Origin of the sequence: Kitasatospora sp. NPDC058190, assembly GCF_042883685.1 — a bacterium.
In the GTDB taxonomy this organism is placed as follows: Bacteria; Actinomycetota; Actinomycetes; order Streptomycetales; family Streptomycetaceae; genus Kitasatospora.
Window position 1 is genome coordinate 1 of sequence record NZ_JBHVVI010000267.1, and the last position, 3,093, is coordinate 3,093.

A 3,093-nucleotide genomic window follows, 5' to 3' on the forward strand; every position below is an offset into this window, starting at 1 on the left:
CACGGCGTCCGGGACCTGCTGTTGCTGAGCCGCCGCGGTGGCGTCGGCGCGTGGCTGGAGGAACTGCGCGCGCTGGGCGCCGACGTCGAGGTCGTGGCCTGCGACGCCGCCGACCGGGAGGCGCTCGCCGAGGCGCTGCACGGCCGGACCGTCACGGGCGTGGTGCACGCGGCCGGTGTGCTGGACGACGGCATCGTCACCGCGCTCACGCCCGAGCGCCTGTCGGCCGTCCTGCGCCCCAAGGTGGACGCGGCGTGGAACCTCCACGAGCTGACCGAGGACCAGGACCTCAAGGCCTTCGTCCTGTTCTCCTCCATCTCGGGCGTCCTGGGCAGCGCCGGCCAGGGCACCTACGCGGCGGCGAACGTCTACCTCGACGCGCTGGCGCACTGGCGCCGCCGGCAGGGCCTGGCCGCCCAGTCGCTGGGCTGGGGCGCGTGGGTGCCGACGGCCGGCATGACGGGGACGCTCTCCGAGGCCGACCTGCACCGCATCCGCTCCTCCGGCGTCCCGCCCCTGGCCGAGGAGGACGGTCTCGCGCTGCTCGACGCCGCCATGGCCGTCGACGAGCCCTACCTGGTCGCGACCGGCCGCATGGCCGCTGGGGCCCGCCCGCGCGGCGAGGTGCCCACGATGTTCCGCGCCCTCCTGCCCTCCGGGCGCCGTACCGCCGTGAGCACCACGGGCACGGGCGCCGCGCTCGCGGCCCGTCTCCTCGAGCTGCGCGAGGGCGACCGGCCGCGTCACCTGGTCGACCTCGTCCGCGCGGAGGCCGCCGGCGTCCTGGGCCACGCCTCGGGCCGAGCGGTGGACCCCGGACGGGAGTTCCGGGACCTCGGCCTCGACTCCCTCACCGCGATCGAGCTGCGCAACCGCCTCGCCGACGTCACCGGGCTCAGGCTCCCGGCGACCATGGTCTTCGACTACCCGACCCCGTATGCCCTCGCCGCGCACCTCCTCGGGGAACTCCTCGACGAGGAGGACGACGTGGCGGCCCCGGCGGCCGCCACCACCGCCGATGCCGGCGAGCCGATCGCGATCGTCGGCATGGCCTGCCGCCTGCCCGGCGGAGTGCGGACCCCCGAGGACCTCTGGCGGCTCCTGAGCGAGGGCCGCGACGGCATCACCGACTTCCCGACCGACCGCGGCTGGGACCTCGACGCGCTCTTCGGCACCGGCCACGGGGTGAGCGCCACCCGCCAGGGCGGCTTCCTCGCCGGCCTCGGGGACTTCGACGCGGGCTTCTTCGGCATCTCGCCGCGCGAGGCCCTCGCGATGGACCCGCAGCAGCGGCTCCTGCTGGAGACGTCCTGGGAGGCCTTCGAGCGGGCGGGCATCGACCCGACCGCGCTGCGCGGCAGCCGGACGGGCGTCTTCGTCGGCACGACGGGCCAGGACTACGCCTCGCTGGTGATGAACTCCCGGGAGGAGGTGGAGGGCCACGCGAGCACCGGGCTGGCCAACAGCGTGATCTCGGGCCGGGTGTCCTACTGCTTCGGACTGGAGGGCCCGGCGCTCACGATCGACACCGCCTGCTCCTCCTCGCTGGTGGCGATGCACCTGGCCGCGCAGTCCCTCAACAGTGGCGAGTGCACGCTGGCCCTGGCCGGTGGCGTGACCGTCCTGTCCACGCCGATGAGCTTCCTCGGCTTCACCCGCCAGGGCGGGCTCGCCCCTGACGGGCGCTGCAAGGCGTTCGCGGACGGCGCGGACGGCACGGGATGGTCGGAGGGCGCCGGCGTGCTGGTGCTGGAACGGCTCTCGGACGCCCGCCGCAACGGGCACCCGGTGCTGGCCGTCGTGCGCGGCAGCGCCGTCAACCAGGACGGTGCGTCCAACGGCCTCACTGCTCCCAACGGCCCGTCCCAGCAGCGGGTGATCCGCCAGGCGCTGGCCAACGCCGGGCTGTCGGCCGCCGAGGTCGACGCGGTCGAGGCGCACGGCACGGGGACCACGCTGGGCGACCCGATCGAGGCGCAGGCGCTGCTCGCGACCTACGGGCAGGACCGCGAACTCCCGCTGTTCCTCGGCTCGGTGAAGTCCAACCTCGGGCACACCCAGGCGGCGGCCGGGGTCGCGGGCGTCATCAAGATGGTGGAAGCCATGCGCGCGGGCGTGCTGCCGAAGACGCTGTACGTCGACGCGCCGTCCTCGCACGTCGACTGGTCGGCGGGCGCGGTGGAGGTCCTGACGGAGGCACGCGAGTGGCCCGAGGCCGGGCGCCCGCGCCGGGCCGGGGTCTCGTCGTTCGGGATCAGCGGGACGAACGCCCACGTGGTCGTCGAGCAGGCGCCGGTGGTGGATCGGGCCGAGGAAGCCGCCGTGGCCCCGGGCGTCGTGCCGTGGGTGGTCTCGGGAGCGTCGGAGGCCGCGCTGGACGCGCAACTGGCCGGGCTCGTCGAGCCGGAGGGTTCGCCGGTGGACGTCGGACTGTCGTTGGCCGGGCGGTCGCGGTTCGCGCACCGGGCGGTGCTGCTGGACGGCGCCGAGGTGGCGCGCGGTGCGGCGGGGGAGCGCAGGCTCGCGCTGCTGTTCTCCGGGCAGGGGACGCAGCGGCTGGGGACGGGGCGGGAGCTGTATGCCCGGTTCCCGGTGTTCGCGGAGGCGTTCGACGCGGTGTGCGCGGCGATGGACGTGCCCTTGCGCGATGTGCTCTGGGGCTCGGACGAGGAGCTGATCAACCGGACCGCCTACGCCCAGGTCGGGTTGTTCGCCGTCGAGGTGGCGCTGTACCGGCTCGTCGAATCGCTGGGCGTGCGGGCCGAGTTCGTGGCCGGGCACTCGATCGGCGAGATCGCGGCCGCGCACGTCGCCGGGGTGTTCTCCCTGGCCGACGCCTGCGCCCTGGTGGCCGCTCGCGGCCGCCTCATGCAGGCGCTGCCGTCCGGCGGTGCGATGCTCGCCGTTCAGGCGACGGAGGACGAAGTCCGGCCGTTGCTGGGTGAGTTCGTGTCGATCGCTGCCGTCAACGGCCCGTCGTCCGTCGTCGTCTCCGGGACGGAGGAGGCGGTGGCGGCGATCGAGGCGCACTTCGCCGACCGCAGGACGACGCGGTTGCAGGTCTCGCACGCGTTCCACTCGCCGTTGATGGAC

General features: G+C 74.8%; 1 protein-coding gene. It reads left to right on the forward strand.

Annotated features, from left to right (window positions below):
• Positions 1–3,093, forward strand: a 3,093-nt coding sequence (locus ACFVWU_RS44645) for a type I polyketide synthase (RefSeq protein ID WP_387632406.1), incomplete at both ends; no start/stop codon positions are given.